The organism is Saccharomonospora iraqiensis subsp. iraqiensis, from assembly GCF_000430445.1.
Taxonomy (GTDB): domain Bacteria; phylum Actinomycetota; class Actinomycetes; order Mycobacteriales; family Pseudonocardiaceae; genus Saccharomonospora; species Saccharomonospora iraqiensis.
In genome coordinates, this window is the sequence record NZ_KE387087.1 from 32275 (window position 1) to 34442 (window position 2168).

Here is a 2168-nt window from a genome sequence, read left to right on the forward strand (position 1 = left end):
CCCGCCGTTCGGGACACCGGGCGGCACGGTCGCCGCGCTCCTGCTCGGCGGGGGGTACGCGGTGCTGCTCAGCGCGGCCTGGCAGGCGGTCGTGGCGCGCCTGCCGGTCTCCGGCACGGAGACCTACGTGCCCGAGGCGCTGCTGGTGGCCGCGGTGACCGTGCTGTTCGCCGTCGTGTTCACGGCGCTGGGGTCGGCGCGGGTCCGGCGGTGGCCGACGTGGCTGAAACAGCTCGGCGTGTGGACGACGTTGAGCACGCTGGCCACGCTGGTGCTCGCGCTGCCGCTGCACGCGACCCGGTTCTTCCTCGGCGGGGCCTCGGTCGACAACACGTTCCGGCTGCAGTACCTCGAACGGGCGTCGTCGTCGGCGGCGCTGCAGGACATGAACTACGTCGACCTGCCGCCGTACTACCCGGCCGGGTGGTTCTGGCTCGGCGGCCGGGTCGCCGAGGTGACCGGCATGTCCGGCTGGGAGGCCTACAAGCCGTACGCGATCGCCTGGTGCGCCCTGACGGCGGTGGTGACGTACGTGCTGTACACGCTGGTGCTGCGGCGCCGGACGGCGTTCCTCGCCGCGCTGGTGACCACCGTCGCCGGGTTCGTCACCGTGGGCGTGGAGGAGCCGTACGCCTGGCCCACGACCGCGTGGTTGCCGCCGGTCGCCCTGCTCGCCTGGTCGGCCCTGCGCCGTCGCGACCGGGCGCCGTGGTGGGTGCTCGGCGTCGTCGGCGGCTACCTCGGCGTCTGCGGGCTGACCTATACGCTGCACCTCGGTTTCGGGGCGCTGCTGGTGGTCCTGCTGGCCGTGCTCGCCGTCGTGGCCGCCGTGCGGGAAGGGGAACGGTTCGGCCCCGCGCTGCGCCGGTCGGTCGGCCGGACCGCCGTCGTCGCGGTGATCTCCGCCGTGCTCGCCGCGCTCGTGTGGGCACCGTTCGTCGCGGCGGGCGGGCTGGCCGAGCCGTCGCTCGCACCGAACTTCCTGCCGCAGAGCGGTGCCTACCTGCCCACCCCGTTCACCGTGCCCAGCGTGTTCGGGCTGTTGTGCCTGGTCGGGCTGGTGTGGGCGGTGGCGGCGGCGTTCACCGACACCACCGCGTTCGTCCTGGCGGTCCTCGCGGCCGCGGTGTACGCCTGGTTCGGCCTGTCGACCCTCGCGCTGCTGGGCGAGACCACGCTGCTGTCCTTCCGGTTCGTCCCCACGGTCGGGCTCACCCTGGCCGTGGCGGGGGTGCTGGGCGTCCTGGCCGGAGCGCGGTGGCTACGGCGGTGGCTCGCGACCCGGCCCGGGACGGGGTGGTCCGGTCCCCGGGTGCGGGTGCTGGTCACCGTCCTGGCCGTGGCCGGGTCGGTGGTGATGATCCAGGACGCCGTGCGCGCGGACCTGTCCGGGGTGATCGACGACGCCGAGTCGGACTACTACCCGACCGGGCGCACACCCGACGGGCAACGTGACCCGTCCGATCCGGCCGCGTGGACCCCGCAGCTCACCGACGCGATCGACGGGATGACGGCGGGCGGTCCGACCGGGCAGGTGCTGCTGACCGAACAGCACCACCTGCTGATGTTCTCGCCCTACTGGAACTTTCAGCAGCTCACCCCGCACTACGCGAACCCGCTCGCGCGCTACGACGAGCGGGCCGCCGAGATCCGCTCCTGGGCGGACGCGGACGACGCCGCCACCCTGCGCGCACGCCTGGCCGACGGGCCGTTCCCCCCGCCCACGGTGTTCGTGCTCGACCGCCGCGACGACGGGACGCTGCGGTACACGCTGACCTCCAGCGTGTTCCCCCGCTCCGACCCCGTGGCCGGGAACCCGGTGTCGTTCGACCCGGAGGTGTTCGACGCCCCCGGGTTCGAGCGGCGGGACGTGGGCCCGTTCACCGTCGTCGCCGTGCGGTCCTGACCCGGGCCCCGGGCCGGATCGTGACCCCGGACGGTGTCGGCCCCGTCCCGCTCGGCGACGACACGGCCGGGGCCCTCCCCGTCCGGCCGGAACGGCCCGCCCGGGCGGGTAGCTTACGCGGGGAAGCCGAACGAGACGGGCGGAGATGACCACTCGGACCGACGACGCGAGCAGTGACCACGACGGAGGGGCCGGGCACGCCACGGGCCCCGGTCCCGGCCGGCCCGCCGACCGGGACACCGGCCACACCGCCGGCCCGGCG

1 protein-coding gene is annotated in these 2168 nt (G+C 74.8%); it reads left to right on the forward strand.

Going from position 1 to position 2168, the window contains the following annotated elements; genetic code table 11:
• Positions 1-1906, forward strand: a 1906-nt coding sequence (locus tag ACTIR_RS23020; RefSeq protein ID WP_084789464.1) for an arabinofuranosyltransferase, incomplete at its 5' end; no start/stop codon positions are given.
• Positions 1907-2168: the final 262 nt, after the last annotated feature.